A 24,112-nucleotide genomic window follows, 5' to 3' on the forward strand; every position below is an offset into this window, starting at 1 on the left:
GCCTCACAGGTGAGGAGGGGGACGGCTGACAGAGTTGAGCGATCAACGCGCGAAGGCTCTAGGCCGCCGAGCTGGAGGCGGAAGGACCCTGAGCGGGGCGACGCGGGGCACGGTCGGTGCGCCGGTCCTGGGCGCTGCGGCTGCGGCGGCCCCGGGACGAGGACGAGCTGCCGCGCCGGGGGCGCTCCGCGGCCGGCATGGTGATCGTGACCGGGATGCCCGAAGGGGCCTGGGCGCCGGTGATGCGGCTCAACTCCTCGTCGCCGGAGCGCACCTGGGCGGTCTGCGGGGTGATGCCCGCGGCGGCCATCAGGCGGCTCATGTCGCGCCGCTGGTTGGGTGTGACCAGCGTGACGACGCTGCCGGACTCACCGGCGCGGGCCGTACGGCCGCCGCGGTGGAGGTAGTCCTTGTGGTCGGTGGGCGGGTCGACGTTCACGACCAGGTCGAGGTTGTCGACGTGGATGCCGCGTGCGGCCACATTGGTCGCCACGAGGACCGTCACATGACCGGTCTTGAAGTGGGACAGGGTCCGGGTGCGCTGCGGCTGTGACTTCCCGCCGTGCAGGGCGGCGGCGCGGACGCCGCTGCTCAGGAGGTGCTCGGTGAGCCGGTCGACGGCGTGCTTGGTGTCCAGGAACATGATCACCCGGCCGTCGCGGGCCGCGATCTCGGTCGTCGTGCGGTGCTTGTCCGCGCCGTGCACGTGCAGCACGTGGTGTTCCATCGTGGTGACCGCGCCCGCCGACGGGTCGACGGAGTGGACCACCGGGTCGGAGAGGTAGCGGCGGACGAGCAGGTCGACGTTGCGGTCGAGCGTGGCCGAGAACAGCATCCGCTGGCCCTCGGGGCGCACCTGGTCGAGCAGCGCGGTGACCTGGGGCATGAAGCCCATGTCGGCCATCTGGTCGGCCTCGTCAAGGACGGTGATGCCGACCTGGTTCAGCCTGCAGTCGCCGCGGTCGATGAGGTCCTTGAGCCGACCCGGCGTGGCGACGACGACTTCGGCGCCGGATCGCAGCGCACCGGCCTGCCTGCCGATCGACATGCCGCCGACCACCGTGGCGAGCTTCAGCCGCAGGGCGCGGGCGTAGGGCGTGAGCGCGTCGGTGACCTGCTGGGCCAGTTCGCGGGTGGGGACGAGGACCAGGGCGAGGGGCTGGCGCGGCTCGGCGCGCTGGCCTTCCGTACGGGCGAGCATCGCGAGCCCGAAGGCGAGGGTCTTGCCCGAGCCGGTGCGGCCACGGCCGAGTACGTCGCGGCCCGCCAGGGAGTTGGGCAGCGTCGCGCCCTGGATCGGGAACGGCACGGTCATGCCTTCGCGGTCGAGCGCGGTGAGCAGCGGGGCCGGCATCGCGAGATCGGCGAACGCCTCGACGGCGGGGAGTGCGGGGGTGACCGTGACCGGCAGGGCGAACTCGCCCTGGGGCGCGGACGGTCGGCGCCCGTATCCGCCCGAACGGTTCGGGCCGCCGGAGCGGCCGCCGGACGGCGCGCCGCCGTAGCGGTTCCCGCTCCTGCCGGAGCCGGAGCCTGATCCGGAGTTGGAGCGGTAGGAGCGGTCGTTCGTACGAGTGCGGTTCATGCGGAACCTTCCTTGATGCGGCACGTACCAAGGAATTTCCGCAGCGAAAGCACAGCGCGGAGAATCGCGAGAACGGGCCGGGGGAATGCGTAAAGCGAATTCGTGAAGCGAATGCTTGGATCGAATTCGTGAAGCCGATCCGGCAGACGGTAATTTCTGCGCGCGCGGATGCGCGGGAAATCCGTGGCCTGGATGGCGGTAAATGAACGAGCTGGGGCCCGCACCCAAGGTGCGGGCCCCAGCTACGAAGTACGCGTGAGCGTCAGGCGGGAACGATGTTCTCGGCCGTCGGGCCCTTCTGGCCCTGGGCGATGTCGAAGTTCACCTTCTGGCCTTCCTGGAGCTCACGGAAGCCCTGGGCGGCGATGTTCGAGTAGTGGGCGAAGACGTCGGGGCCGCCGCCGTCCTGCTCGATGAAGCCGAAGCCCTTTTCCGAGTTGAACCACTTCACGGTGCCAATAGCCATTTTTAATCTCCTTCGGGGCAGTGCCCGGAGCCCGCACTGTGCGGACTCCGTGTCGCCGCGATGATTGCCCCGCCGGAAATGACCGGAAATACAAAAGTGCTCCCACCGGCCAAGGAATGACTGGTGAGGGCACTTGAAGTTTTTTGGGAACCACAACTGCAACTGAGATCAACAGTAGCACGGTGCGATCGGCTCTGTGTGGTAAAAAATGCCTTCCGGGCGTCGCGCAAGAAAGCCTCAGAGCGCGTCGCGCTGATTTCTCTCACGGCCGGCACACATATTGGTCGGCTCGAAACACAGCGTTTCTGCCGCAGGGGTCTGCCCGGGGATCATCCCGAGGATCACCTCGTGTTCCGCGGGGGTGATGCGGCCGTGCACCTGGAACCTGCCGACGGCGTCGCCACCGGCCGGGCGCAGGCTGACCGCGACGGGTCCCGCGAACGTGTAGCCCTGCTCGGCGGCGTGGCGGTGCACCTGAGCGGCGAGGTAGCGACCCAGTTCGGTACTGGTGGTGCTCAGCTGACGGTGGCTCTCCGGCGGCAGCTCGATGACGAACGAGTTGGGCACGAGAACACGCTCGCGGCCGAGGATCAGCGCGCTGTCATCGCACTGTCGGCGCAGTATGGCGACCACTTCCCCGCGCTTGTGCCGGGGCGGAAGCAGCAGAGTCCACAGGTTGGTCGTCCATCGCTCCATGGTGTGTTCGATCCGGTTGATGAGTTGCATGGCGCTTCCGCTGCCCGGCTCTCCAGGGCGCACACTCACCCGATGGGGTGGCAGGCCGGCATCCGGCGCTGACTTCCAGGGTTCTTATACGGAGAGTCAAGTCACGGGAATGTAACGGCAGATGGTGGGTAAGAGCCCGTGCACGGTGCGCTCTCACCCCGGGGGCGCCTTGTGTTTCGGGAGTGACGATGGTGGCCTCGACGACGAGCAGCCAAGGACCCACGATGTCGTTCGCCGAACGACATACCGCCGGCCCCGACATCGCCGCAGCCGACCCGACGGCCTCCGAGTACTCCCTGCCCCCCGCCGTCACCAAGCGCACGGCCGATCTGAGGGCCCTCTCCAAGACGCTCTTCGCCCGCCTCGACGCGGTGGAGGAAGGCACGCCCGAGCACTCCTACGTACGCAACTCGCTGGTGGAGCTGAACCTCAACCTCGTGCAGTACGCGGCGCATCGGATGCGCCCGCGCGACGAATCGTTCGAGGACGTCGTCCAGGTGGGCACGATCGGCCTGATCAAGGCCATCAACCGCTTCGACCTCCAGCGGGGCGTGGAGTTTCCCACCTTCGCGCTGCCGACCATCATGGGCGAGATCAAACGGTTCTTCCGCGACACCACCTGGGCCGTACGCGTTCCCCGTCGGCTTCAGGAGCTCCGTCTCGACCTGGTGAAGGCCACGACCGACCTCGAGCAGACCAACGGGCACACCCCCACCACGGCGGAACTCGCCGAGCATCTGGACCTGGACGAGGCCGAGATCAGCGAAGGCCTGACCGCCGCCAACGGCTACACCACGGCCTCCCTGGACTTCCCGGCCGACGGCGTCGACTCCGACGACACGCTGGCCGACCACGTGGGCTACCGCGATCCGGAGCTGGACAAGGTCGAGGACCTGCACACCCTGAAGCCGCTCATCGCCGCGCTCCCGGAGCGCGAGCGCAAGATCCTCGCGATGCGCTTCGCCGCAGACATGACGCAGAGCGAGATCGGTGCGGAGCTCGGAATCTCCCAGATGCACGTCTCGCGCATCCTCACCCGGATCCTCGGGCGGCTGCGGGTCAAGCTCCTCGACAAGAGGTAGCGACGGGGCGCGAACCACGCCGAGCTGTGCCGGGAGAGGCTTCTGTGCCGGTCTCGGTACGATGGCTCATGGGGGTGCGATGTCCACAGAGACCCATCGCCTGACCATCACCGAGCTCGCGAGTTGCTCCGACTCCGCGGTGCTGCGGGTCAGCGGCGAGCTCGACCAGTCCTGCGAGGAGTTCTTCCTGCGTACCCTCGGCGCCTCTGTCGAGGCCGGGCACCGGCATCTGGTCCTTGACGTGACGGCGCTGATGTTCTGCGACTCGCGCGGCCTGAACTGCCTGCTCGCCGTGCGCTGGCTGCTCGCCCGCCGTGAGGGCAGGCTGCTCCTCGCCGGGGCGGGGCGGCGCCTCTCGGAAATGCTGGCGCTGACCGGCAGCACGGAACTCCTCCCCGCCCACCGCACGGTCGGCCAGGCCCTCCTCACCCTGCCGGAGGACGAGCGCCCGCAGTGGCCGCCGAGGGCGCCGTAGCCCCTCGGCGAGGCTCAGTGGCGTCCCCGGATCTTGCCGAGCATCCGCTTGGCCTGGGCCCGCTTCTTGGGGTCGGCCGAGGCCTGGCGGACCTGACGGATCGTCCGCTGCCCCTGAGGGCTGCGGACGAACTGCTTGATGCGGTCGATCATTCCGGGCATGGCGACTCCTGAGACGTGAGAACCACCGCCCTACGACGGGGTGCTCGGGAGCTACCCAGGTCAGCGGCGCTTACGCCATGGCCCCGGCCCGGGCGCTCTCCGACACGTGGTCCGTTGGCCCTCCCGTGGCGCGGCGTATGGACGCATGGGTGGGCCAATGGCTCAGTAGAACTGATGCCTGTTGAGCCAGTGAGGCTCTTGATGGTGTGATGTGGCTGTCGATGGCGCTGCGGATTCCCGCGGCGCCTTTTGCATGCGGGCAGGTCGCGTGCGAGCAGGCCGATCTTGATGCGAAAGGGGCGGGGAAGCTGTGCTGAGGAGCGTGTTCGTGGCGCCGGATCCGGGGCGGGTGCGGTTGCGGTTCGCCGCGCGGGCCGTCATCGGCATCGCGCTCGCGGTGACCGTGTGCGGTCTGGCCGGGCACTCGCTCGCCGCGGCGATCACAGGCGGGCTCGCGGCGCTGCTCGCTCTCTTCACCGTGGGCGACGCGACGGTGAAGGGGCAGGCCGTCACCACGGCTCTGCTGCCCGCGGCCGGGTTCCCCGTGCTCGCCCTCGCGGCGCTGCTGCACGACGTACCCGTGGCCCGGGACATCGCCTTCCTCGGTGTGATGGGCCTTGGCGTGTACGCGCGGCGGTGGGGGCCGCGCGGGCACTCGCTCGGCGTGTTCGCGTTCATGATGTTCTTCGCGACGCAGTTCCTGCACACGGTGCCGGAGCAGCTGCCCGAACTGTTCGCGGCGATCCTGCTGTCCCTGTGCGCCTCGTCGTCCGTACGGTTCGGGCTGTGGTGCTACGAGCGCCACCTGCCGCCCGCTGCCGTGCCCGCAGCGCCGGGCGGCAGGGGCCTTGCCAGGACGACCACCCGGCAGGCGGTCCAAGCGGCGCTCGGCGGCGCTTTCGCCCTTGCCGCGGGGCAGGTGCTCTCCCACGAGCGGTGGTACTGGGCCGTGGGCGCCACCTGGTGGGTGTTCGTGAACACCGCGTCGAGCGGGGAGACGCTGGTACGCAGCTTCCGGCGGGTGCTCGGCACGGTCATCGGCATCGGGGCCGGTTTCGTCCTCGCGGTCCCGCTGCACGGCGCGCCGGTCCCTTCGGCGGTCATCGTCGCCGTCAGCGTCTTCGGGATCTTCTACACGGCCGCCGTCTCCTACACGTGGATGATGCTCGCGGTCACCGTGATGGCGGGCGTGCTCTACGGGCTGCTGGGGGTCCTTGACCCGGGGCTGCTCGCCCTGCGGGTCGCGGAGACCGGCGTAGGGGCGCTCGGTGCCGTACTCGCCGTGCTCCTCGTGCTGCCCGTCACCACGCACGCCACGACGAACGCCTGGATCGAGCGCGCCCTGCGCTGTGTGCACGCCTGCACGGAGGAGGCCGCGGCCCGGCTCGCCGGATCCCGGCACGCCGATCCCGCGCCGCGCGTCGCCGAGTTGGAGCAGCTCCTGGGGAAGGTGCGGTTCTCGCTCGCTCCGCTGGTGCACCCGTTCAGCCCGCTGCGGGCCCGCAAGGAACGCGCCCGCCAAGTGCTCGCGCTGCTCGACGCCTGCGCCCGCGAGGTGCGCGGGCTCGCCTCGATCGCCGCGGACCCCGAGGCCTCGCACGACGACCGGCTCGCCGCCGCCTGCTGGCGCGTGGAAGCCGCGGTGGAGGCACTCACCGCGCCCGAGGCGCCCGGCGGACCGGCCACCGACACCGTCGCCCTGCCGCATCCCTCCGCCGCCGAGCCCGTGCTGGCCCATCTGCACGGCCTGGAGAAGGCACTCGTCGAACTGGCAGTGCCGCTGCGCACTTCGACTCGTACGCCTCTGATCGGGGCCTGAGCAGGCACGTTCCCCTCGACTGCCTGATGTCGCCCGGCCGATGAGGGCTCAGGAGACATGAGGTGGCCCCTCGCGTGGTAGACGAACTTCCGCTCCTTCGGGCGCCGGGCCAAGCCGTGCGCCTCAGCCCGGAGGGTGCCGGAGGACCATGAGGCGCGCGACGGAGAGGGATGTTGACCATGCCGGAGGAATCACCGTCGATCGTGCATGACGTGTCGGTCGCGGCGGCTGTCGGGCGACGCGCGCTGCCCAACCGGCTCTGTACGGCGTTCAGGCAGTCACTCGGCGCACAGCGGGCAGCCCTGTCCTGGCTGCCCCGGCTCGAGCACTGGCAGCTCCTGCACGCCACCGACGAACCCGCCCTGCAGGCCGAGGCCGCACAGTTCACCCGCGCCGACGGCCCCTCCGTGAGCGCCGCGCTGGGGATGCGGCCCGTGTTCGTGCCGGACCTGCGCGACTACCCGTGCCGCACGGGACCGCCCCTGTCGGACGAACTGCCCGGCACCCGGCGGGTCCTCGCGCTCCCGCTGCACGCCCGTGACACACCGGTCGGCGTGCTGTGCCTCTACTACACCGAGCGCACCGACGTGACCCCCACTCACATCACCCACGCGCAGCGCGCCGCAGCTCTGGCCCTTGAGGCGCTGATGCGCTGGCGGCCCGTGCACGAGACCACCGGCCACCGGCGCCCGGTGTGGGCCACCAGCACACGCGCGGCGCGCTGGGAACGTATCCACCAGGCCGCCGACCATGTCGCCGCCCGCCAGGACTGCGCCGTCGCCGAGGGGCTCGCGTGGCTCCAGGAGGTCAGCGCGCGTGACGGGCTTTCGCTGCTCGACGTGGCCGATACGGTCCTGCAGCCGCCGCGCGCCCACCATGCCGACGAGAGCGAGGAGGGGATGGGCCGTGAACGAGTCGGTGGAAGTGTTGCTTGACCGCGTCCAGGAACGCGGGGGCTACGAGATCCGGCACGAGGCCGCCGGGGCGGTGCAGAGCGTCCTAGAGGTCCTGGGGGCGCATCTGGTGGGGGACGACCGGACGGACCTCGCCCGCCTGCTGCCCCACCAGTACGAACCCCTGCTCACCGAAGGCACGTCCGCCAGCGAACCTCTGACGCCCGCGGCGTTCGTCGCGGCGGTGGGCGCCCGCGTCGACGTCGACGCGGGACAGGCCCGCCGAGCCGTCACCGCGGTGCTCGCCACGGTCGCGGAGGTCGTCGACGACGCGCTGCTGCGCCGGATACTCACGCAGCTCCCGCCCGGACACGCCGGTCTGTTCGGCCGGACGGACCCCACATGACGCCCGGAAGGCGCAGACAGAACACCCCCTGAATTGGAGGCTCGTGATGGCGCGGACAGTTCCGCAGGGCAAGACCGTTCCGCAGGGCAAGACCGTGAAGGAAGCAGGGAGCCAGCGCGCTCCCGGCGCGCCCCCGCTCTCCGGATGGGCGCGTGCGATGGCGATGCTCCTGGCCTTCGCGGGGACGGTGGTCTTCGCCGTGCTGCTCGCCCGGCTGACGCTTGAGCCCTCGGCCGCCTCCGAGTCGTTGACGCACAGCAACCTGCGCCCCGGCGACTCGATCCGCGACTATCTCGCACAGCCCGCGTTCCGCGACACCCTCAAGCAGCTCGGCGGCAACATCGTCCTTGGCCTGCCGTTCGGCATGCTGCTTCCGGTGCTCGTGCCCCGCGCCCGGGGCCTGCTGCGCGTCATAGCCGTCACGGCACTGGTGATGCTGCTCGTCGAGCTGGCCCAGGGCTTTCTCGTCACCGGGCGGGCCTTCGACGTCGACGACGTCCTGCTCAACACGACCGGCGCGGTCCTCGGCTACCTGCTGATCGGCCGCAGGCTGGGACGCGCCGTGCATCCTCGCCGCCGGCATTGGTGGCACCGCTTCACGAAGCGACCGACCGCCGCCGGCCGACGGCCGGGGGGCAAGTCCTCGCGGTCAGCGGTCAAAGGGCAGCGGTCAGGCGGCCGATGACTTGCGGGTCGAGGCCGGTCAGCCGGGCGATACGGTGCGCGGGGACGCCCGCGGCCAACGCCCGGTGCACCAGGGCCTCCCAGTCCTGGGTCGTCTCCCGGAACGCCAGCAGTTCGCCTTCCACGTCCGTGACGGACTGGGGCGCGCACTCCTGCTGGACCCGCAGTGCCTCCTCCTCGCGCAACGGAACGAGGAGGCGCTCGGCCTCCTCGGGGATGAACGCCTCCGCTTCGGCGGGCAGGATCCGGACCAGTTCCGACGAGGGCGACACGTCGTGCGCCTGCAGCCAGCCGTGCACGGCGGGGATCTCCGCGCACTCCAGGGGGCCGACGGCGGCCAGCGCCGTCCCCAGCCTGGGGTGGCGGTCAGGGAGGAGGAAGAGGTAAGCGTCATCGGCCATCGTGGGGGGAATCGCCTTCTCGATCGGACGTCAGCGGCGCACTGATGCTAGCGCTCCGCGCGCGGCCGAACTCCCGCCTTCCTCCGCCGTCCCCCGACCGGGGGTGTCAGCCGGTGGTGAGCATCTTCTCGCGCAGCCGGGCCAACGTGCGGCTCAGCAGGCGTGAGACGTGCATCTGGGAGACGCCGAGACGTTCGCCGATCTGCGACTGGGTGAGTTCGTCCACGAACCGCAGACGCAGGATCTGCCGGTCCCGCTCGTCGAGTTGGGCGAGCAGCGGGGCGAGGGCGTGGAAGTCCTCCACGAGCTCCATGGCGGGGTCCTCCGCGCCGATGAAGTCGGCGAGGGCCGCCTCGCTGTCGTCACGGTCGCCGTGGAGGGTGGCGTCGAGGGAGGTGGAGTTGTAGCCGTTGGCTGCCTGCCGGGCCTCGATGACCTCCTCCTCGGTGAGGTCCATCAACTCGGCGAGTTCGCTGGTCCTGGGGGCGCGGCCGAGGCGGGAGCTGAGCTCGTCGGTGGCCTTGGCCAGTTCGACGCGGGCCTCCTGGAGACGGCGCGGAACGTGGACGGCCCAGGAGGTGTCCCGGAAGAACCGCTTGATCTCACCGACGATGTACGGCACGGCGAACGTGGCGAACTGGACCTCGCGGGAGAGCTCGAAGCGGTCGATGGCCTTGATCAGGCCGATCGTGCCGACCTGGACGATGTCCTCCATGTCGTCACTGCGGTGGCGGAACCGTCCGGCGGCGTACCGCACGAGGGACATGTTCATCTCGACGAGGGTGTTGCGGGCGTACTGGTGCTCCGGCGTGCCCTCTTCGAGTACGGCGAGCCTGCTGAAGAACAGCTTCGACAGGTCGCGGGCGTCCTTCGGCCCGATCCCCTGGGGGGAAGCGATGTCCGGCAGTTCCGCGATGCCGGTGTCCGCGATCCCGGTGTCCGTGGATGTCCCGGTTGCCGCTGTCATGGATTCCCTCCCCTGTCACCCGGCCCTCCGTCGTCCCCCGACCGACCGATGAGGCGCACGTACCCCCGCGCGCGTGCTTCATGCGCCCCGCGAGGCAACAAGATCCGTTATGTGTCGACGGGTTATAGGTTCCGCATTGCCGGGCAAGTGTGCATCTCGGACAGCGGCCACCCCATATTCGGACAGAGGCCACCCCCAGTACGAGGAGGGCTCATGAGGACGCAAGGGACGCGACTGGAAACCGGACCGTCTGACAAGCTGAACACCGGCCCGCCGGAGCAGCTGGACGCCGGACCGTCGGTCAAGGCGGTCTTCGACAAGAGGCCGGAAGCCGTCGCCCACGCGCGGGACTTCACCCGCTCCTTCCTCGGCGGGCTCCACCCGGCCGTGGATTCCCAGGACGCCGCGAGCGTCGAGCTCGCGGTCTCCGAACTCGTCACCAATGTCGTACGGCACGCACGCGGGGCGTCGTGCTCCCTGCGCCTGGAGGCGCAGCCGGACGCCATAACGGTGGTGGTCGGCGACGCCGATCCGCGACCGCCGCAGGAGCGGGCGCCCGATCTGGCCGGTGGTACCGGCGGATTCGGCTGGCCCATGGTGCAGCACATGGCCAAGGCGGTCTCCGTGGCCAGTGGACCCACGGGCAAGACCATCCGGGCCGTCATGCCCAGGTAGCGGTCGTGCCCGGGTAGCGGGTCCGCGGCGCCGTGCGCCGGACACCGTGCGCGCAGACGCACGGCATGAGCGCACGCGAGCGGGGCAGGAGAGGTCAATGGATGACCTGTCTCAGCTGCTCCAGAAGACCATGCGCCGCCGGCATCTGACGCCGCAGGCGATCGCCGACAAGACCGGGATCCGCACCCCACGCATCCGGGCCTTCGCCGAGGACGGTACCGAGGGGCCCGTCCGCCCGACCGACGAGGAACTGGTGGAACTGGCAGGCGCCCTCGCACTGCCCGCCATCAAGGACGCCGCGCGGCCCACGGCCACGGCAACCTCTCCTTGATCTCCCTGGTCGCGAAGACCTCCCTGGCCGCGAACACGGCGTGGACAGTTCGCCCGCGTCTGAGGCATGTTCACCGGGCACATACAGGGTGGATCACTCCGTCGGAGGGGTAACTCCGCGGCTAACAGACGTGCGGACCGCGCGGGAGCGGTTGAGCGGTTCGTGCCCCGGAGCTGCCTCCTGGGGGTGCACCATGCGGAACTTGCCGCGCGCGCACCGGCGTGCCGCCGACACGGCCTGCCCGGAGCGTCTTGCGGGCCACGAGGGCGACGGCACCCCGCCGGTGCCGTGCCCCGCGGACGGTGCGCCGACAGGGTCCGCCCTGCGCCGGGCCGCCGCCGAGTTCGTCCGCCTGCACCACGACGAGACCCATCGCGGTGACCCCGCGCCACGGATCGCCCAGGTGCTCGCCGAGATCGCGGGGACGGGAACGTACCGCCACACCCACGACGAGCTCGTCTTCGGCGCCCGGCTCGCCTGGCGCAACGCCGCCCGCTGCATCGGACGTCTCTACTGGCGCTCCCTGCACGTCCTTGACCGCAGGGAGCTGACCGCCGCCGAGGACATCGCCGCCGCGTCGGCGGACCATCTGCGCGCCGCCGTCAGCGGCGGGCGGCGGATCAGGCCCCTCATCACCGTCTTCGCGCCCGACGCGCCCGGCCGCCCGGGACCCCGCATCTGGAACGAGCAGCTCATCCGGTACGCCGGGTACCGGCGCCCCGGCGGACGAGTCGTCGGCGACCCGCGCAACGTCGGGATCACCGAGTTCGCGCGCGGCCTCGGCTGGCCGGGCGGCCCCGGCACCCCCTTCGACGTCCTGCCCCTGGTGGTCCAGGGCCCGGGCGAGAGGCCCCGCTGGTTCGGGCTGCCGCCCGACGCCGTCCTCGAAGTCCCGATCGAACACCCTGATCACCCCTGGTGGGCGGGGCTCGAACTGCGGTGGCACGCGGTACCCGCGCTGGCCTGCATGTGCCTGGAGATCGGGGGTATTTGCTACCCTTCGTCGCCCTTCAACGGCTGGTACATGTGCACCGAGATCGGTGCCCGCAACCTCGCCGACAGGGACCGCTACGACCTGCTGCCGCGCGTCGCCGAACGGCTCGGGCTCGATACGGCGAGCGACCGTTCGCTCTGGAAGGACCGCGCCCTTGTCGAGCTCAACCGGGCGGTGCTCCACTCCTTCGACCGGGCCGGTGTCACCATGACCGACCACCACACCGAGTCCCGGCGCTTCCTGGCCCACCTGGCCCGCGAGGAGAGCAGGGGCCGCACCGTGGGTGCCGACTGGTCCTGGATCGTGCCCCCGCTCTCCGGCAGCGCGACCCCCGTCTTCCACCGCACGTACGACACCGTTGAGCGCCACCCCGCCTACGTCCACCACCCCGAGGCCCTCGCCAGGGCGCGCGGCGAGAGCGGCGACGTCCTGGTCCGGGACGCCCCGACCCGGGCCCCCTTGGTCTAGACCGGCTGCTAGCGTCTGCCGCACGAGTGCCCCCTGGACGCGGTGCTCGGTCGAGAGTCGAGAGGGGAACGCAGTGGTCGGCAGGTACGGGATCAGTCAACGGGCGTACGGCGACAGCAGACGGGCGTACATCGGGTCCTTCACCGCGGCGGGCGGGGCCGGGATCCTCACCGCCGCCGTCGACGCGGACAGCGGCGCGCTGACCGTCCTCGGCGCCACGGACACGCTCGCCGACCCCTCGTACCTCGCGCTCTCGGCCGCCGGTGACATGCTCTACGCCGTCAGCGAGATCTCGGACGGCACCGTCGCCGCGTACCGCGTCGACGGCGACAAGCCCGAGCAGGCAGGGAAGCCGGTGGCGGTCGGCGGGGCCGCTCCCACCCATCTCGCCCTGCACGCCGGGCACGTCCTCACCGCCAACTACGGCTCCGGCAGCGTCAGCGCCGTGACCGTGCGCCCCGACGGCAGCCTCGCCGCCACCCCGTCCGGCGTCCTGGCGCACACCGGCGCGGGTCCCCACCCGCAGCGCCAGCAGGGGCCGCACGCCCATCAGGTCCTGCCCGACCCGAGCGGACGCTGGGTGGTGAGCGTAGACCTCGGCACCGACTCCGTACGCGTCTGCGAGCTCACGGCGGCGGGCGAGCCGACCCTGCACCGCGAGGTCGCGCTGCGGCCGGGATCAGGGCCCAGGCACCTCGCGTTCCACCCGCGCGGAGATCTCGCGTACGTCCTGAACGAGCTCGCGCCCACCATCACGATCTGCGCCTGGGACGCCGCCGAAGGAGCCCTCAAGCCGCTCGGCGAGGCGGCCGTCCTGCCGGGACCCACGGACGGCGACGGCGAGGCCTACCCCTCCGAGGTCGTCGTCGCGCCCGACGGCCGCTTCCTGTGGACCGCGACCCGGGGCCAGGACGTCATCTCGGTGCTCGCCCTCGAGGAGGCGGGCGCGCGGCCGAGGCTCACCGCCACCGTCCCCTGTGGCGGCCACTGGCCGCGTGACCTGGCCGTCGACCCGTCGGGGCGGTTCCTGTACGCGGCCAATGAGCGGTCCGGCGACGTGACCTGGTTCTCCGTCGACCCGGAGACGGGCATCCCGCGCCGCGAGGGCTCGATCGAGGCTCCGGCCGCCTCCTGCGTGATCTTCGGCTGAGGCACCCGCGTACGCCGATGGGCCCGCTCCCTGCATCAGGGGGCGGGCCCATCGGCGTAACGGCATCAGGTCTGCCAGGCGCGGTGCGGTCAGTGGACCGGCGCGCCCGACGGCTGCTGCGGGGCGATCCCGAGCGCCGTCGCGTACTTGGCGAGGGCGAGCTTGCCGATCGCGGGGTAGGCACCGAGCGACTCGGCGATGGAGCAGCCGGCCTCCTTGGCGGCGGCCTCGAGAAGGCTGTCGTCGATCTCGGGACCGATCAGGTACGGGGCGAGCGCCAGCTGCGTGGAGCCGGAGCCGCGCAGCTGCTCGGCCATGTCCGCGATGGCACCTTCCTGGTCGAGCGCGGCAGCCATCACCGGCACCGCGAGGCGGGCCGCGAGCAGCATGCCGGTGATCCCGGCGGCCTGCACGGCCTCCTCGCCGCCGACCGTGGCGAGGACGATGCCGTCCGCCGCGGTGGCCACCGTGAACAGGCGGGCGCGGTCGGCGCGGGCGAGCCCGGCCTCCGACAGGCGTACGTGCAGCCCCTCGGCGAGCAGCGGGTGCGGGCCGAGGACGTCCGTCAGCTCGGCCGGGGCGCGGCTGTCCATCACGGCCTGACGCACGCGCCGCATCAGCGCGCTGTCGGGGCCCGCGAGGAGGGGCACCACGACGGCGACGGGGCCGTCGGGCTCGGTGACGTCCGATCCCGCCTCGCGCGCCTGCTCATAGCGCGCGGTGCGCTCGGTGGCGGCGTGCGCGAGCACGGACTGCAGCGAGGGGAACTCCGGGAACGAGGTGACCGTCGCGTCCTCGGTCCCGTCGAGGTATCCGATACGGGCGTCGAGGCCGGGCAGCTCGGAGCGGGCGATGCTCACGACCTCTTCGGCGAGACTGCGCGTGGCGGTGCTGGGTACGCCCGGTACGGCGAGAACGAGCGCGGGCGCGTTCTCGGGAGCCGCCACGGGCTCAGGGCGGCGGTGCCGCCCTGGCTGGCGGGGTCGCGGCATTCGTACGGGCAGGCCTGATGCGGGCCCGGTGGGGGAGCTCATGGCCCCGCATGCTACTGGTCTTCGGGGCTTCACTGTTCGGGGAGGGTACAGGTGGGCGGTATAAGTCCACTTTTGTCTTATGAGTTACGTGGAGGTCGCCTGTCACATGACGGAGTGGTCATCCGAGGTGGTCAATTGTCCTACTGGGCGTCCACCGTGTGCACGGTGAGCATGCGCGGGTCGAGCGGCAGGCGCAGCCGGTTCATGGCGACATCGGCGGCTATGCGCACGGCGCCGTCCAGCGGGTCTCCCGCGGCGGGGACAAGGCGTACGTGCCGCAGGCGGTCCTCAAGCTCCGCCCGTACCGGGTGGAGCAGCGCGTCGCCCATCTTGAACAGGCCTCCGGTCAGGGCGACCTCGGGCCGCTCACCCGGGCCCACCGCGCCGGGCGCCGGGCAGACGGCGGCCGCGGCATCGGCGATGTGCCGGGCGGCGTCCCGCAGGATCGCATCGGCCACGGGGTCGTCAGGGGCGCAGCGCGCCACTTCGGGCGCGAACGAGGCGAGCATCGCGGGCCGGTCCGTACGGGGATAGAGCCGGCCCGGCAGTCCCGACACGGGGCCGAAGAGCTCCTCGGCCCTCGCGAGCAGCGCCTTCGAACCGTGGCGCCGGCCGTCGGAAGCCCGCATCGCCGCCTCCAGGCCCGCGCGGCCGATCCAGGAGCCGCCGCCGCAGTCGCCGAGCAGATGCCCCCAGCCGTCGGCGCGGTGCCAGGCGGTCAGGTCCGTGCCGATCGCGATCATGCCCGTACCGGCGGCGACGACGGCGCCGGGACGGTCGCCGAGCGCGCCCGCGTACGCGGTGACGGCGTCCGCGGCGAGCACCGAGCGCCGTACACCCAGAGCCTGTTGGAGCTCGGACGGCAGCTGCGTGCGCAGGTCGTCGCCGAGGGTCGCCATGCCCGAAGCCCCGATGGCCACGGCGGTGATCCGGCCGCCGCCCGCGTGTTCGAGCAACTCCCGCGCCAGCGGAACCAGTTGTTCCATGAAGTGCTCGGCGTCGATGCCGAACGCGCCGGTGCGCACGGGCTCCTTGGAGCTCACCGGGGCGGGGCGGGCGAGGCCGTCAAGACGGTCCAGGGCGACCCGCATCCCGGAGCCGCCCGAGTCGACCCCGATGACACACGCGGCGTCGTCCGTCACGGAAGCCGCCAGTCCACCGGCTGACCGCCCTGCTGGACGAGGAGGTCATTGGCCCGGCTGAAGGGGCGCGAGCCGAAGAATCCGCGGTCCGCCGACATGGGCGAGGGGTGCGACGACTCGACCGAAGGCAGCGGGCCGAGCAGTGGGCGCAGGTTGCGGGCGTCGCGCCCCCACAGGATGGACACGAGGGGCCGCCCGCGTGCGGCGAGCGCCTTGATGGCCTGCTCGGTGACCTCCTCCCAGCCCTTGCCCCGGTGCGCGGCGGGACGCCCCGGAGCCGTGGTGAGCGCCTTGTTGAGCAGCAGGACGCCCTGCTGGGTCCAGGGCGTGAGGTCGCCGTTCGACGGCTGCGGGACGCCCAGGTCGGAGCCCATCTCGCGGTAGATGTTGATGAGGCTGCCGGGCAGCGGACGCACCTCGGGCGCGACCGAGAACGACAGACCCACCGCGTGCCCGGGGGTCGGGTAGGGATCCTGACCGACGATCAGCACCCGCACCTCGTCGAAGGGCTGCTGGAACGCCCGCAGGACGTTCGGCCCGGACGGGAGGTAGGTGCGTCCCGCGGCGATCTCCGCGCGCAGGAAGTCGCCCATCTCGGTGATCTTCCCGGCGACGGGTTCGAGGGCCTTCGCCCAGCCCGCTTCGACGATTTCATGCAAGGGTCGTGATGCCACGGCGTCACCCTACTGCCGTAACGGGGGCGCCGATCAACCGATGGCCGCCGCCCTGACGCACAGTACGTCGGGCAGATGGGACGCCAACTCCTGCCAGGTGTCCCCGTCGTCCGCCGACGCGTACACCTCGCCGTTGCGATTGCCGAAGTAGATGCCGGCGGGGTCCTGGTCGTCGCTGCACATCGCGTCCCGCAGCACCGTGCCGTAGTGGTCGTCGGCCGGGAGGCCCGCGCTGAGCGGCTCCCAGCTCTTGCCCGCGTCGGTCGTGCGGTAGACGCGACATCGGTGGTCGGCGGGGACGCGGTCGATGTCGGCGCTGATCGGGAAGACGTAGGCGGTGTCCGCGCGGTGCGGGTGGGCGACGACGGAGAAGCCGAAGTCGGAGGGGAGGCCCTCGCCGATGTCCGTCCAGCGTGCACCCGCGTCGTCGCTGCGGAACACGCCCCAGTGGTTCTGCAGATAAAGACGGTCCGGGTCACCGGCGTCCCTGGCGACCTTGTGCACGCACTGGCCGAACTCGGGGTCGGGGTCCGGCAGGAACACCGCCGAGACGCCGCTGTTCGACGGGGCCCAGCTCCTGCCGCCGTCCAGGGTGCGGAAGACTCCGGCGGTGGAGACGGCTACGGTCACCGCGTCCGGGTCGCGCGGGTCGGTCAGGACGGTGTGCAGGCCCTCACCGCCGCCGCCCGGCACCCACTTGTCGCGTGTGGGGTGCTCCCAGAGGGGGCGCACGAGGTCGAAGGTCTCGCCGCGGTCCTGTGAGCGGTAGAGCGCGGCGGGCTCCGTGCCCGCGTAGACGACATCGGGCTCGGCGGCCGAGGGATGCAGCTGCCAGACCCGCTCAAGCGATGCCCCGGTGTCCTTGGGGAACTTGACGGCCGCCTTGGCCGGTTCCGTCCATGTCCTGCCGAGGTCGTCGGAGTGGAAGACGGAGGGGCCGAAGTGCGAGCTGTCGCCGCCCGCCAGGAGCCGGGGCGTGCTGCCCCGCGTGTCGATGGCCACGGAGTAGATGGCCTGGGCGTTGAAGTACGGACTTTCGTCGAACTGCCAGGTGCTCGCACCGCCGCGCCTGCGGCCGATGAACAGGCCCTTGCGCGTGCCTACGGTCAGAATGATCTCGGCCATCGTGGCCACCTCCGGGACGTCGTTGTCTCAGGTATGGCTCAGTCTGCACCTCGGCACTGACAGTCACCCCTGGACAGGACGTTTCCGCAGCTCGGGCCGGGTGTGGCGGAGGTGGCGCGCGCCCTCAGGGCTTCACTCGGGCCGGTCGCTCCCGGACAGTTCCGCGGCCACCCGTGTGATCGTTTCCGGCCCCACCCGGCAGCACCCCCCGATCAGCCGCGCCCCCGCGTCACGCCACCCCACGACCCGGTCCGCGCTGAAGTGGGCCGGACCCCGCCACGCCCTGGCACCCGCGTCCCACGTCTCGCCGCTGTTGGGGTAGACCACCACCGGCTTTCCCGTGATCCGCGCGGCAAGACGCACCGCCGCGTCCGCGTCCTTGGGGTCGCAGCAGTTGACGCCGACCGCGATGATCTCCTCGGCGTCGGCGGCCAGGGCGAAGGCCTCCGTCAGGGGCTGGCCCGCCCGCGTGTAGCCGCCGGAGACGGAGTACGAGAGCCAGGCGGGGACCCCGAGGCCCCGCACCGCCCGCAGCAGGGCCCGCGCCTCGTCCGTGTCCGGGACCGTCTCCAGGGCGAAGACGTCCGGCTGCGCGTCGGCGAGCACCTCAAGGCGCGGGCGGTGGAAGCGTTCGAGCTCGGCCACCGTCAGGCCGTACCGCCCCCGGTACTCGGAGCCGTCCGCGAGCATCGCCCCGTACGGACCCGCGGAAGCGGCCACCCACACCTCGCGGCCCGTATCGGCTCCCGCTTCGCGCGCCAACTCGACGCTCAGGCGCAACAGTTCAGCGGTGCTCACCGCGTCGATGCCGTGCTTGGCGAAGCCCTCGAACGTCGCCTGATAGCTCGCCGTGATGGCGATGTCCGCGCCCGCTTCGTAGTACGCGCGGTGCGCCGCCGTGAGGGCCCCCGGTTCGTCGGCGAGCAGCCTCGCCGACCACAGGGCGTCGCTCAGGTCGTGCCCGGCGGCCTCCAGCCGGTTGGAGAGGCCGCCGTCGAGCACGAGCGGGCGGCGGGTCAGGGCATCCGCGAGATTCACACTGCCGACTTTCACACTGCTGACGCTAGCCGAGGCGCGGACAGAGGGAAGTGGCACGCGACCTGGTGTCCCGCGCTGTTCGGTGTGGACACCGGCGGCTCCGTGGTGGCGCACACCTCCTGGGCCATGGGGCACCGGGTGCGGAAGCGGCAGCCCGACGGGGGTTTCGCGGCCGACGGAGTCTCGCCCTCCAGGGGAGTGCGGTCCAGGCCGCCCGCGGCCTCGGGGTCCGGCAGGTTGACCGTGTCGAGGAGCCCTCGCGTGTACGGGTGCAGCGGATGGGCGTACACCTGCGCGGCAGGGCCCGACTCGACCAGCTTGCCCAGGTACATCACGCCGACGGTGTCCGCGAGATGGCGCACCACCGCCAGGTCGTGCGAGATGAACAGATACGTCAGACCGCGCTCCCGCTGGAGCTCCCGCATCAGGTTCAGGATCTGCGCCTGTACGGAGACGTCGAGCGCGGAGACCGGCTCGTCCGCGACCACCAGATCGGGCGAGAGGGCCAATGCCCTTGCCAGACCCAGGCGTTGACGCTGACCGCCGGAGAACTCGTGCGGGTAGCGGTGCACGGCGCCGCGCGGCAGGCCCACCGCGTCCAGGAGCTCGGCGATCAGCTTCTCCTGGTCGGCGCGGCTGCCCACGCCCTGGATGACCAGCGGCTCCCGCAGGATCTCGCCGACCCGCATCCGGGGGTCCATGGCGGCCGTGGAGTCCTGGAACATCAGCTGCACGCGCCGCCGGTGCGCACGCCGTTCGGCCCGCGACATCTGTGCCGGGTCGTGCCCCTCGAAGCGCACCTGACCGGCCGTCGGCTCCTCCAGGCCTGCGACGATCCGGCCGAGCGTCGTCTTGCCGCACCCGGACTCGCCGACCATGCCGAACGTCTCGCCCTTGCGGATCTCCAGGGACACCCCGCCGACCGCGCTCACCGTGCCCCGGCTGCGTGAGAAGGCCCCGCCCTTGAGGGGGAAGTCCTTGACCAGGCCGTCGAGTTCGACGAGAACGTCACCGGGTGCGCGCGGCGCGGGCACGGTCGCCGGAGTCACGACCTCCGCCTCCGTGGCGTTGTCCGGCACAGGATGGAAACAGGCGAACCGGTGCTCACCGCCGCGCAGTTCGTCGTCCGCGAGCTGCGGCTCCTCGGTACGGCACTCGTCCGTGGCGAAGGTGCAGCGCGGTGCGAACCTGCACCCCGTCGGCCGCACCGCCAGGTTCGGCGGAAGGCCCGGGATCGTGTGGAGCGCGGAGCCGCTGTCCACGGCCCGTTCGGGGAGCGAGGCGAACAGTGCCTCGGTGTAGCGGTGCCGGGGTCTCGCGAACAGGCCGCGTACGTCCGACTGTTCGGCGACCTTGCCCGCGTACATCACCGCGACCCGGTCGACCCGGTTGGCGATGACGCCCAAGTCGTGCGTGACCAGGATCATCGCCATGCCCAGGCGCTCGCGCAGGCCGTCGATCAGCTCCAGGATCTGGTGCTGTGTCGTCACGTCGAGGGCGGTGGTCGGCTCGTCCGCGATGAGCAGCTTCGGCTCGCAGACCAGGGCCATGGCGATCGCCACGCGCTGGCGCATGCCGCCCGACAGCTGGTGCGGATAGGCCTTCATGCGCTCCGCGGGCTGCGGCATGCCGACCAGGCGCAGCATCTCCTCGGCCCGCGCCCACGCCTCTTTCCTGCTCAGCTCGGGGCGGTGCAGGACGAGCGGCTCGGCCACCTGCGCCCCGATCGTCATCGTCGGGTTCAGGGAGGTCAGCGGGTCCTGGAAGACCATGCCGATGGTGTTGCCCCGTACGTCCTGAAGGACCGGATCGGGGGCCGTGGCCAGGTCGCGGCCGTCGAACAGGACACGTCCGCCGGTGATGTCGCCGCCGGGCGGAAGCAGCCCCAGGACGCTGAGCGCGGTCATCGTCTTGCCGCAGCCCGACTCGCCCACGATGCCAAGGGCCTCACCCGGGGCGAGTTCGAGACAGACGCCGTCGAGGGCGTGGACGGTGCGCTCGCGCGAGGCGATGTCGACGCGCAGGTCTTCAAGTGTGAGAAGTGGCTCGGTCATGTCGTCGGTTCTCCCTTACTTCCGCAGCCGTACTTCGAACGCGTCCCGCAGCCCGTCACCGATGAAGTTGAACGCGGCGACGACAAGGACGATCGCGATGCCCGGCGGGAAGATCAGCCACCAGTAGCCGTTCTGGGTGTAGGTGATGCCGGCCGAGAGCATCGAGCCCCAGTCGGCCGACGGGGGCGGGATGCTCAGGCCCAGGAAGGCCAGATAGCTGACGTAGAGGATGGCGTCGGCGATCTGGAAGGTGCAGTTGACGATGACCGTGCCGATCGCGTTCGGCACGATGTGCTTGAACACGGCACGCGCGCCGCCGCCGCCCATCATCCGCATCGCCTGTACGTACTCGCGGTCGCGCAGCGAGAGCGCCTCGCCGCGCACCAGGCGGGCGGGGGAGAGCCAGGCGACCGACGCGATGATGACGATGAGGACGCCCTTGCTGGGCGTGATGATCGCGGCGACCACGACGAGCAGGAACATCGCCGGGATCGCGAGCGCGGCGTCCGTGATCCGCATCATGGCCGCGTCCACCCAGCCGCCGAAGTACCCCGCGACCGCGCCGTACACGGTCCCGAAGAGCGTGGCGAGGAGGCCCGCCGCCAATCCGATCTCCAGCGATGTCTGCCCGGCGACCATCAGGCGGCCGACCATGTCGTAGCCGAGGTCGGTGGTGCCCAGGAGATGGCCGGAGCTGCCGGGCGCGAGGTTGGCCTGCGACAGGTCGGTGTGCTCCTGTTCGGTCGAGTGGAGCAGCGGGCCGAGGTAGCTGAAGGCCAGGAGCAGGACCAGGACCACCACGCCCGTCAGGGCGAGCTTGTTGCCGGTGAAGACCTGGAGCGTGCGGCGGGCGAGCGAGGGAGTGGCCTGCGCCGCCGCCTCGTTCCCCGGAGCGGCCTCGGGGGTGACGTCTGCGGTCGCGGTACTCATGCCACGCTCCGGATCCGGGGGTCGAGGACGGCGTACAGGATGTCGGTGAGCAGCGAGCCGATGACGGTGGCGATGCCGACGACGAGCGTCACGCCGAGGAGCACCGGGAAGTCGGAGCCCTGCGCCGCGTTCCAGAACAGCAGCCCCATGCCGGGGTAGTTGAACATCGACTCGACGACGAGCGCGCCGCTGAAGAGCGTCGGCAGATACAGGCCGAGCAGGGTCGCCAAGGGGATCAGCGCGTTGCGCAGGACGTGCCGGACCATGATCCGGCGGCTCGACTGGCCCTTGGCCATCGCTGTACGGACGTATTCCTCGGTGAGGTTGTCAAGGACCGCCGAGCGCATGTAGCGGCTGAACATCGCCACGATGCCGAACGCCATGGTGACGACAGGAAGCACCAACCCCGTGAAGTCCTTCAGGAGTTCACCGACGCTCTCGCCCTGCGGCGCCTCCGCCGGGAGGATCGGCATCACCTGCGCGAACAGGATGATCATGATGAGGCCGAGGAAGAACACGGGCGTCGCGTAGAGCAGGAAGGCGAGGCCCGTCAGCGCGTAGTCCGAGGCCTTGCCGCGCCGTACGGCCTGCAGCAGGCCGAGCGGTACGGCGATGACGACCGCGAGCGCGGTGGACAGCACCGTCAGGAGCAGCGTCTTCGGCAGCCGCTGCTTGAGCAGGTCGAAGACCGGCGAGTTGAGCTTGAAGGACTCACCCAGGTCGCCGGTGAAGAGCCGCTTCAGATACATCACGTACTGCGCGGGCAGTGAACGGTCGTACCCCTGCTCGTGGTTGAAGTGCTCGATCTGCTGCGGTGTGCCCTTCGGGCCGAGGATGGCGCGCGCGGGGCCGCCGGGCAGCAGGTGGAGCAGCGTGAAGACGATGAGCGAGACCAGGAACAGCACGACGAGCGCCTGAAGGAAGCGCTTGACCAGAAAGCCGGTCACTTGTCGGCTCCCTTCTTCTTGACGTAGTACCAGTCCTGCGGCGCGAAGGTGACGGTCGGGTTCTGACCGACGCCCCGCAAGTCGTTGCGGATCACGGAGACTTGGTAGGCCGGGTTGGGCATCCACATCACCGGCAGCTGCTCGGCGAGGTATTCGCCGTACGCGTGCATCGCCTTCATGTCGGGCGAGTACTGCACGGCGCGAATGATCCGGTCGGCCTTCTTGTCGCTGTAGTTGCCGAAGTTGGCGGAGGCGCCGGTGGAGAAGAGCTGCTCACCGCTGGGGTTGAGCGGGTAGTACCAACTGCCCGCCGTACCGAAGAACGACATGTCCCAGTCGCATCCGGGTTCCTTCGCCTTGCAGGGCACGGAGTTGCCGAGCACCGAGTTCAGCGGCTGCTGGCGCACGGAGAGGTCGATCCCGGCCTTGGAGAGCGAGGACTTGAGCTCCTGCATCATGTTCGTCGTCTCGGTGGATCCTGACTGGGAGAGCAGGGTGAGTTCGAGCGGGGTGTTCTTCGCGATGCCCTTGCCGCACGAGTCGGCGCCCGTTCCCGGGCGTACGCAGCGTGCCGTGCCGTCGACCGTCTTCCAGCCGTGCGCGGTGAGGAGCCGCTGGGCCTTCTTCACGTCGAAGGGGTACTGGTTCTTCTCCATGGCGTCGGACAGGTACTGGCTCTTCGGCGTCACCGGCACCGGGCCCAGCGTCGATGTCGCGCTGCCCTGCCAGATGACGTCGCTCATCGCCTTCTGGTCGACGAGGTGCTGCATCGCCTGCCTGATGTAGAGCTGGTCCATCATCGGGCCCGCGTGCGTGGAGTTGAAGTTGTAGACGATGTACGTCGCCGCCCAGCCCTCCCACGGATCGACGCGGTAGCCCTTCTCCTGGAACTTCTCCTTCTGCGCCATCACCGACGGCGGGATGTAGCCGTAGTCGACGCCCCCCGAACGCAGGACGTTGTACTCGGAGTCGGCCGTGGTGAAGGGCTTGAAGACGACCTTGTCGAGGTGCGGGCGCTGCGATTTGGGACCGGTGTACTTCTCGTTCGGCACGATGGTCACCTGGCCGCTGTCACGCCAGCCCGCCAGCTTCCACGGGCCGTTGACCGTCTTCCAGAGCGGATCGGAGCCGTACGAGCCAAGGCTCTTGGCGTGCCGCGTGAGCCGTGCGAAGACGGTCTTGGCGCCTCCCTTCGTACGGTCCCAGTCGCCGACCTCGCCGCCGTCCGTCCTGGCGTCCCAGGCGTGCTGGGGCAGGGCCCGCATCAGGGTGAGCTGGTTGGCGGTGAACCAGTCGGGGTTGTACGCGCGGCTCAGGTGCAGGCGCACGGTGTGGTCGTCGACGGTCTCGAAACGCTTGACGTTGTCGGGCATCGTGCCGACCGAGTAGTTGCCCCAGCTCGCCTTGTTGGCCTTGACGAGGTTGAACCAGAACTCGATGTCGCGTGCCGTGACCGGCTTTCCGTCGGACCACTTCACGCCCTCGCGCAGCGGCACCGTCACGGTCTTGTTGCCGTCGCTGAACTTCGGTTCCTGGCCGAGCGTGCTCGGGCCGTGCGTGGTCAGCTCGCCCTTCTCCTGCACGGCGTCGTACACCGGCATGAAGAGCAGCGACTGGATCCCGTAGTTGTACGAGGCGCCGTAGCCGGGGGCGCCGATCGGGAAGATCCAGTTCGGTGTCGCGGCGGGCGGGAGCGCCATCGTGGCGGTGCCGCCCTCGACCGGAGTACCGCCGGTGGGACCCATGTCGACGCGTCCGCCCTCCTGCGTGCAGCCGGTGACTGCCGTGAGGGCGAGCGCGGCGACGGAAGCCGCCGCGGCTATCAGAGCGCGGCGCCGCGCGCGGGGACGTGATCGCCTTGAGCGCATGGCGAAGGGCCTCCAAG

25 protein-coding genes are annotated in these 24,112 nt (G+C 70.8%); 10 read left to right on the forward strand and 15 right to left on the reverse strand.

The features are described from left to right. Positions 1-58: 58 nt before the first annotated feature. The 3 genes from ACWFRJ_RS36915 to ACWFRJ_RS36925 all read right to left on the reverse strand — a co-directional run bounded on the left by ACWFRJ_RS36915 (position 59) and on the right by ACWFRJ_RS36925 (position 2,777). On the reverse strand, positions 59-1,585 hold the full coding sequence (locus ACWFRJ_RS36915; protein WP_453541299.1) for a DEAD/DEAH box helicase: 1,527 nt from the start codon (positions 1,583-1,585) through the stop codon (positions 59-61). Positions 1,586-1,847: 262 nt separating this feature from the next. Beyond that, a complete protein-coding gene (locus ACWFRJ_RS36920) occupies positions 1,848-2,051 on the reverse strand; it encodes a cold-shock protein (protein WP_361840963.1) in 204 nt (67 codons plus the stop codon). Positions 2,052-2,288: 237 nt separating this feature from the next. Then, the gene (locus tag ACWFRJ_RS36925; RefSeq protein WP_453541302.1) at positions 2,289-2,777 is read right to left on the reverse strand and encodes a DUF3662 domain-containing protein; all 489 of its coding nucleotides are present in this window, start codon (positions 2,775-2,777) and stop codon (positions 2,289-2,291) included. 224 nt (positions 2,778-3,001) lie between these two features. Here ACWFRJ_RS36925 and ACWFRJ_RS36930 point away from each other — a divergent pair, with 224 nt between their 5' ends. Then, the gene (locus ACWFRJ_RS36930) at positions 3,002-3,859 is read left to right on the forward strand and encodes an RNA polymerase sigma factor SigF (protein ID WP_453541588.1); all 858 of its coding nucleotides are present in this window, start codon (positions 3,002-3,004) and stop codon (positions 3,857-3,859) included. Between the two features lie 79 nt (positions 3,860-3,938). Further along, entirely contained in the window at positions 3,939-4,334 is a 396-nt protein-coding gene (locus tag ACWFRJ_RS36935; protein WP_389905576.1) for an STAS domain-containing protein, read from the forward strand. 14 nt (positions 4,335-4,348) lie between these two features. On the opposite strand, the gene ACWFRJ_RS36940 is transcribed toward ACWFRJ_RS36935, so the two are convergent. Next, positions 4,349-4,495 (reverse strand): hypothetical protein, encoded by a 147-nt coding sequence (locus tag ACWFRJ_RS36940; protein WP_453541305.1) that lies wholly within the window; start codon positions 4,493-4,495, stop codon positions 4,349-4,351. 310 nt (positions 4,496-4,805) lie between these two features. Here ACWFRJ_RS36940 and ACWFRJ_RS36945 point away from each other — a divergent pair, with 310 nt between their 5' ends. The 4 genes from ACWFRJ_RS36945 (at position 4,806) to ACWFRJ_RS36960 (ending at position 8,298) form a co-directional block, all read left to right on the forward strand. Then, positions 4,806-6,314: an FUSC family protein gene (locus tag ACWFRJ_RS36945; protein ID WP_453541308.1), complete on the forward strand. Its 1,509-nt coding sequence runs from the start codon at positions 4,806-4,808 to the stop codon at positions 6,312-6,314. Between the two features lie 179 nt (positions 6,315-6,493). After that, the gene (locus ACWFRJ_RS36950) at positions 6,494-7,249 is read left to right on the forward strand and encodes a GAF domain-containing protein (RefSeq protein ID WP_453541311.1); all 756 of its coding nucleotides are present in this window, start codon (positions 6,494-6,496) and stop codon (positions 7,247-7,249) included. Then, positions 7,221-7,613, forward strand: coding sequence for a DUF2267 domain-containing protein (locus ACWFRJ_RS36955; RefSeq protein ID WP_453541314.1), 393 nt, complete (start codon positions 7,221-7,223; stop codon positions 7,611-7,613). Before ACWFRJ_RS36950 ends, ACWFRJ_RS36955 begins: the two co-directional genes overlap by 29 nt. Positions 7,614-7,659: 46 nt before the next feature. Next, positions 7,660-8,298, forward strand: coding sequence for a VanZ family protein (locus ACWFRJ_RS36960; protein WP_453541317.1), 639 nt, complete (start codon positions 7,660-7,662; stop codon positions 8,296-8,298). Here ACWFRJ_RS36960 and ACWFRJ_RS36965 read toward each other — a convergent pair. Beyond that, entirely contained in the window at positions 8,270-8,698 is a 429-nt protein-coding gene (locus tag ACWFRJ_RS36965; protein WP_453541320.1) for a DUF6003 family protein, read from the reverse strand. The two genes, ACWFRJ_RS36960 and ACWFRJ_RS36965, sit on opposite strands and share 29 nt — an antisense overlap. Positions 8,699-8,804: 106 nt before the next feature. Next, on the reverse strand, positions 8,805-9,665 hold the full coding sequence (locus ACWFRJ_RS36970) for an RNA polymerase sigma factor SigF (protein ID WP_453541323.1): 861 nt from the start codon (positions 9,663-9,665) through the stop codon (positions 8,805-8,807). A gap of 213 nt (positions 9,666-9,878) precedes the next feature. Here ACWFRJ_RS36970 and ACWFRJ_RS36975 point away from each other — a divergent pair, with 213 nt between their 5' ends. The 4 genes from ACWFRJ_RS36975 (at position 9,879) to ACWFRJ_RS36990 (ending at position 13,283) form a co-directional block, all read left to right on the forward strand. Next, the gene (locus tag ACWFRJ_RS36975) at positions 9,879-10,340 is read left to right on the forward strand and encodes an ATP-binding protein (RefSeq protein ID WP_453541326.1); all 462 of its coding nucleotides are present in this window, start codon (positions 9,879-9,881) and stop codon (positions 10,338-10,340) included. 97 nt (positions 10,341-10,437) lie between these two features. Then, positions 10,438-10,671, forward strand: a complete 234-nt coding sequence (locus ACWFRJ_RS36980; protein WP_453541329.1) for an XRE family transcriptional regulator — start codon at positions 10,438-10,440, stop codon at positions 10,669-10,671. 283 nt (positions 10,672-10,954) lie between these two features. Further along, entirely contained in the window at positions 10,955-12,133 is a 1,179-nt protein-coding gene (locus ACWFRJ_RS36985) for a nitric oxide synthase oxygenase (RefSeq protein ID WP_453541591.1), read from the forward strand. Between the two features lie 73 nt (positions 12,134-12,206). Continuing rightward, on the forward strand, positions 12,207-13,283 hold the full coding sequence (locus tag ACWFRJ_RS36990) for a lactonase family protein (RefSeq protein WP_453541332.1): 1,077 nt from the start codon (positions 12,207-12,209) through the stop codon (positions 13,281-13,283). Between the two features lie 89 nt (positions 13,284-13,372). Here the strand turns inward: ACWFRJ_RS36990 and ACWFRJ_RS36995 are convergent, their stop codons facing one another. The 9 genes from ACWFRJ_RS36995 to ACWFRJ_RS37035 form a co-directional block, all read right to left on the reverse strand. Beyond that, the gene (locus ACWFRJ_RS36995; protein WP_453541335.1) at positions 13,373-14,317 is read right to left on the reverse strand and encodes a sirohydrochlorin chelatase; all 945 of its coding nucleotides are present in this window, start codon (positions 14,315-14,317) and stop codon (positions 13,373-13,375) included. A gap of 140 nt (positions 14,318-14,457) precedes the next feature. Beyond that, positions 14,458-15,459: an N-acetylglucosamine kinase gene (locus ACWFRJ_RS37000; RefSeq protein ID WP_453541337.1), complete on the reverse strand. Its 1,002-nt coding sequence runs from the start codon at positions 15,457-15,459 to the stop codon at positions 14,458-14,460. Continuing rightward, complete coding sequence (locus ACWFRJ_RS37005) at positions 15,456-16,133, reverse strand: uracil-DNA glycosylase (RefSeq protein ID WP_383281493.1); 678 nt, start codon at positions 16,131-16,133, stop codon at positions 15,456-15,458. Before ACWFRJ_RS37005 ends, ACWFRJ_RS37000 begins: the two co-directional genes overlap by 4 nt. A gap of 33 nt (positions 16,134-16,166) precedes the next feature. Further along, complete coding sequence (locus ACWFRJ_RS37010) at positions 16,167-17,258, reverse strand: WD40/YVTN/BNR-like repeat-containing protein (protein WP_453541340.1); 1,092 nt, start codon at positions 17,256-17,258, stop codon at positions 16,167-16,169. Between the two features lie 132 nt (positions 17,259-17,390). After that, entirely contained in the window at positions 17,391-18,311 is a 921-nt protein-coding gene (gene mmuM / locus ACWFRJ_RS37015) for a homocysteine S-methyltransferase (RefSeq protein ID WP_453541343.1), read from the reverse strand. Then, positions 18,308-20,350 (reverse strand): ABC transporter ATP-binding protein, encoded by a 2,043-nt coding sequence (locus tag ACWFRJ_RS37020; RefSeq protein ID WP_453541345.1) that lies wholly within the window; start codon positions 20,348-20,350, stop codon positions 18,308-18,310. Before ACWFRJ_RS37020 ends, mmuM begins: the two co-directional genes overlap by 4 nt. Positions 20,351-20,365: 15 nt before the next feature. Continuing rightward, the gene (locus ACWFRJ_RS37025) at positions 20,366-21,280 is read right to left on the reverse strand and encodes an ABC transporter permease (RefSeq protein ID WP_453541348.1); all 915 of its coding nucleotides are present in this window, start codon (positions 21,278-21,280) and stop codon (positions 20,366-20,368) included. Further along, positions 21,277-22,227, reverse strand: coding sequence for an ABC transporter permease (locus ACWFRJ_RS37030; RefSeq protein WP_453541351.1), 951 nt, complete (start codon positions 22,225-22,227; stop codon positions 21,277-21,279). The genes ACWFRJ_RS37025 and ACWFRJ_RS37030 overlap by 4 nt, the downstream gene beginning before the upstream one ends. Next, a complete protein-coding gene (locus ACWFRJ_RS37035) occupies positions 22,224-24,095 on the reverse strand; it encodes a peptide ABC transporter substrate-binding protein (RefSeq protein ID WP_453541354.1) in 1,872 nt (623 codons plus the stop codon). Before ACWFRJ_RS37035 ends, ACWFRJ_RS37030 begins: the two co-directional genes overlap by 4 nt. Positions 24,096-24,112 lie beyond the last annotated feature (17 nt).

The sequence above is a fragment of the Streptomyces sp. NPDC055239 genome (assembly GCF_053606205.1).

What these genes read in the sequence shown, in the direction of transcription:
- ACWFRJ_RS36965 (WP_453541320.1), bottom strand. Translation starts at nt 8,698, where the DNA reads ATGGCCGATGACGCTTACCTCTTCCTCCTCCCTGACCGCCACCCCAGG.
- ACWFRJ_RS36970 (WP_453541323.1), bottom strand. Translation starts at nt 9,665, where the DNA reads ATGACAGCGGCAACCGGGACATCCACGGACACCGGGATCGCGGACACC.
- ACWFRJ_RS36980 (WP_453541329.1), top strand. Translation starts at nt 10,438, where the DNA reads ATGGATGACCTGTCTCAGCTGCTCCAGAAGACCATGCGCCGCCGGCAT.
- ACWFRJ_RS36930 (WP_453541588.1), top strand. Translation starts at nt 3,002, where the DNA reads ATGTCGTTCGCCGAACGACATACCGCCGGCCCCGACATCGCCGCAGCC.
- ACWFRJ_RS37025 (WP_453541348.1), bottom strand. Translation starts at nt 21,280, where the DNA reads ATGAGTACCGCGACCGCAGACGTCACCCCCGAGGCCGCTCCGGGGAAC.
- ACWFRJ_RS37010 (WP_453541340.1), bottom strand. Translation starts at nt 17,258, where the DNA reads ATGGCCGAGATCATTCTGACCGTAGGCACGCGCAAGGGCCTGTTCATC.
- ACWFRJ_RS36950 (WP_453541311.1), top strand. Translation starts at nt 6,494, where the DNA reads ATGCCGGAGGAATCACCGTCGATCGTGCATGACGTGTCGGTCGCGGCG.
- ACWFRJ_RS36920 (WP_361840963.1), bottom strand. Translation starts at nt 2,051, where the DNA reads ATGGCTATTGGCACCGTGAAGTGGTTCAACTCGGAAAAGGGCTTCGGC.
- ACWFRJ_RS36925 (WP_453541302.1), bottom strand. Translation starts at nt 2,777, where the DNA reads ATGCAACTCATCAACCGGATCGAACACACCATGGAGCGATGGACGACC.
- ACWFRJ_RS36935 (WP_389905576.1), top strand. Translation starts at nt 3,939, where the DNA reads ATGTCCACAGAGACCCATCGCCTGACCATCACCGAGCTCGCGAGTTGC.
- ACWFRJ_RS36975 (WP_453541326.1), top strand. Translation starts at nt 9,879, where the DNA reads ATGAGGACGCAAGGGACGCGACTGGAAACCGGACCGTCTGACAAGCTG.
- ACWFRJ_RS36940 (WP_453541305.1), bottom strand. Translation starts at nt 4,495, where the DNA reads ATGCCCGGAATGATCGACCGCATCAAGCAGTTCGTCCGCAGCCCTCAG.
- ACWFRJ_RS36915 (WP_453541299.1), bottom strand. Translation starts at nt 1,585, where the DNA reads ATGAACCGCACTCGTACGAACGACCGCTCCTACCGCTCCAACTCCGGA.
- ACWFRJ_RS36995 (WP_453541335.1), bottom strand. Translation starts at nt 14,317, where the DNA reads ATGAGCTCCCCCACCGGGCCCGCATCAGGCCTGCCCGTACGAATGCCG.
- ACWFRJ_RS36960 (WP_453541317.1), top strand. Translation starts at nt 7,660, where the DNA reads ATGGCGCGGACAGTTCCGCAGGGCAAGACCGTTCCGCAGGGCAAGACC.
- ACWFRJ_RS37035 (WP_453541354.1), bottom strand. Translation starts at nt 24,095, where the DNA reads ATGCGCTCAAGGCGATCACGTCCCCGCGCGCGGCGCCGCGCTCTGATA.
- ACWFRJ_RS37020 (WP_453541345.1), bottom strand. Translation starts at nt 20,350, where the DNA reads ATGACCGAGCCACTTCTCACACTTGAAGACCTGCGCGTCGACATCGCC.